Here is a 3,002-nt window from a genome sequence, read left to right on the forward strand (position 1 = left end):
CGAAGCCGCGCACCACCCGCTCGGCCTCCTCGCGCCGGCCGCGGCGCTCCAGCCAGGCGGCCGACTCCGGCAGGCCGAAGCGCACGACGAGCGCGTAGGCCGCCGGGACCAGCCCGAGGGCCAGGCCCCACCGCCAGCCGTCGTCGCCGCGGGGTACGACGTAGAAGCCGATGACCGCGGCGAGGATCCAGCCGAGCGCCCAGAAGGACTCGAGCGCCACGACGAGGCGACCGCGGATGCGCGTCGGGGACAGCTCGCTGACGAGGGTCGAGGCGACGGGCAGCTCGGCGCCCAGCCCGAGGCCGACGACGAGCCGCAGGACAAGGAAGGCCGCGAGCCCGCCGACGAGGGCGGACGCGCCGGTGGCCAGCCCGTAGACGAGCAGGGTCGTCGCGAAGACCGCCCGCCGACCGAAGCGGTCGGCCAGCCACCCGCCGACGGTCGCACCGATCGCCATGCCGATGAAGCCGACCGTGACGATCCACGACCGCTCGCCCGTCGTGAGGTCCCACTGGTCGGCGAGGACGACGATGACGAAGGAGATCAGCCCGACGTCCATGGCGTCGAGGGCCCAGCCGGTCCCCGACCCGACGAGCAGGCGGGTGTGGCGGCGGGTGTACGGCAGCGCGCCGAGGCGCTCGGCTCGCGACGGGGTGGGGGTGGTGCTCATGCGGCGACGGTAGCCCCGACGCCGTCGCTCAGAAGAGCGCGTCCCGCTCGACGGCGCTCGGCTCCTCGAGGGCGAGCAGGGTGCGCTTGCGCTCCAGTCCGCCGGCATAGCCGGTGATCGACCCGTCCGCACCGATGACCCGGTGGCAGGGGACGAGGATCGAGATCGGGTTGGCCCCGACGGCGCGGCCGACGGCCTGGGCCGCGCCCCCCGTCTCCCGGGCGAGGTCGCCGTAGGTCACGGTCTGCCCGTAGGGGATCCGCTCGAGCAGCGCCCACACCTGCCGGTGGTGCGCGCCGCCGCGCAGCTCGTAGGCCACCTCGAAGTCCGTGCGCTCCCCCGCGAGGTACTCGCGCAGCTGGTCGGCGAGCGCGGCGAGGAGGGGCTCGTCGCCGAGCTCGACCCGCGGGCCGTGGTCGGCGCCGTCGCGCAGCGTCCAGTGGCCCGGGAAGTACAGCCCGACGAGGACCGCACCCCCGCCACCGCTCGCCTCGTCGACGACGGCGGTGAGGCCACCGAGGCTCGTGGGCAGGAGGGCGTGCCGCGTGGTCATGGGGTCGATCATCGTGGAAGTGCTCACACCCTGCAGACGCGTGGGCGGGGCGGGGTGTGAGATCGGTAGCCTCCGCGACATGACGATCCGTGCATGGCAGGCCCAGCAGCTGGGCGATCCCTCCGACGTGCTCCGCCTCGTCGACCTCCCCGAGCCCACCCCCGGGCCGGGCCAGGTGCGGGTCGCGGTGCGCGCGAGCGCGGTCAACTTCGCCGACACCCTCATGTGCCGCGGTGAGTACCAGGTCCGGCCGGAGCCTCCCTTCGTCCCGGGGCTGGAGGTCTGCGGTGACGTGCTCGAGGTCGGCGAGGGCGTCACCCACGTCGCCGTCGGCGACCGCGTGCTCGGGGGCACCGCGGTGCCCGCGGGCGGCTTCGCCACCGAGTGCCTCATGGACGCGGCGAGCACCTTCGCCGCACCGGCCGGGCTCGACGACGCCGCCAGCGCGGCGCTGATGATCAGCTACCAGACCGGCTGGTTCGGCCTGCACCGCCGGGCCCACCTGCGCGAAGGGGAGACCCTCCTCGTCCACGCCGCCTCCGGTGGCGTCGGGTCGGCGGCCGTCCAGCTGGGGAAGGCGGCCGGAGCGCGGGTCATCGGCGTCGTCGGTGGCGCCGACAAGGTCGAGATCGCGCGTGACCTCGGCTGCGACGTCGTCGTCGACCGTCGCGAGCAGGACGTCATCGAGGCGGTCAAGGAGGCGACCGACGGCCGCGGCGTCGACGTGGTCTACGACCCCGTCGGCGGCACGGCCTTCACCCAGAGCACGAAGTGCATCGCCTTCGAGGGCCGGATCATCGTCGTCGGATTCGCCAGCGGCCGGGTCCCCGAGCCGCGGCTCAACCACGCCCTGGTGAAGAACTACACGATCCTCGGGCTGCACTGGAGCCTCTACCAGCAGCACGACCCCCAGTCGGTGCTCGACGCCCACGCCGAGCTCGTGCGACTGGCCGACGCGGGGCAGGTCGCCCCGCTCGTCGCCGAGACCTACGACTTCGCCGACACCCCGGCCGCGCTCGCCCGCCTCGCCGGCGGGTCGAGCACCGGTCGGATCGTCATCACCGCCTGAGACCTCCGCATTTCCTTGAGGTCGTGCGCACCCGGGTTCGCATGTCCTTGAGGTCGTGCGCACCCTGGCCGCATTTGCCTAAGGTCGTGCGGCGGGGAAGGCGCGGCGTGAGGCCAGGGCCTCCTCGAGCTCGGACTGCGCGTCGACGATCGAGCGCCGCACGCCCTGGTCGATGTCGGTGCGCGCCAGCGTCGCCCGCGACAGCTCGAGGGTCTCGTCGCTGACGAAGCGCGACGGGTAGGTCATCGCCGCCACGCGGGCGAGGGCGTCCTCGCCGAGCCACTCCCGCATCGGCGGGACGTCGGCGAAGTAGCGCTCGACGTAGGGCTCGACGAGCGAGCGGTCGGCCGGCCCCCAGAAGCCGGCGGCGATCGCGACGAGCTCGTGGTTGCTGCGCTCCCGGTTGGTCGTCAGGTCGGCCCAGGCCGCGGCCTTGCCCTCCTCGGTGGGGATCGCGGCGCGAGCGGTGAGTGCGCCGAGCTGCCCCGACATCGTGCGGTCCTGCGCCAGGGCCTCGTCGACCTCGGCCGCGCCGACGAGACCACGGCGGGTCAGCTGCCCGATGAGGATCCAGCGGAAGTCGGCATCACCCTCGAGCCCGGCCGGCAGGTCCCGGCCCTGCGACCACGGCACGAGCCGACCCTCGACGTCGTCGCTCGTGCGGGCGACGAGGCGCGCGGCGTGCAGCGCGAGCGAGGAGCCCGGCTCGG

General features: G+C 74.3%; 4 protein-coding genes. 1 reads left to right on the forward strand and 3 read right to left on the reverse strand.

What is annotated here, in order from left to right; translation table 11 throughout:
* A partial coding sequence (locus AC2W7J_RS17155; protein WP_485983894.1) for an MFS transporter occupies positions 1–670 on the reverse strand: 670 nt, incomplete at its 3' end.
* A 28-nt stretch (positions 671–698) separates the two neighbouring features.
* Complete coding sequence (locus tag AC2W7J_RS17160; RefSeq protein WP_485983896.1) at positions 699–1,223, reverse strand: methylated-DNA--[protein]-cysteine S-methyltransferase; 525 nt, start codon at positions 1,221–1,223, stop codon at positions 699–701.
* Between the two features lie 79 nt (positions 1,224–1,302).
* Here AC2W7J_RS17160 and AC2W7J_RS17165 point away from each other — a divergent pair, with 79 nt between their 5' ends.
* A complete protein-coding gene (locus AC2W7J_RS17165; protein ID WP_485983898.1) occupies positions 1,303–2,292 on the forward strand; it encodes an NADPH:quinone oxidoreductase family protein in 990 nt (329 codons plus the stop codon).
* Between the two features lie 78 nt (positions 2,293–2,370).
* On the opposite strand, the gene AC2W7J_RS17170 is transcribed toward AC2W7J_RS17165, so the two are convergent.
* The coding region (locus tag AC2W7J_RS17170; protein ID WP_485983900.1) for an ERAP1-like C-terminal domain-containing protein at positions 2,371–3,002 on the reverse strand (632 nt) is incomplete at its 5' end.

This window comes from Janibacter sp. CFPM2_SD2 (assembly GCF_057364645.1).

Coding starts and splice junctions, on each gene's coding strand:
- AC2W7J_RS17160 (WP_485983896.1), bottom strand. CDS start 1,223: ATGACCACGCGGCACGCCCTCCTGCCCACGAGCCTCGGTGGCCTCACC.
- AC2W7J_RS17165 (WP_485983898.1), top strand. CDS start 1,303: ATGACGATCCGTGCATGGCAGGCCCAGCAGCTGGGCGATCCCTCCGAC.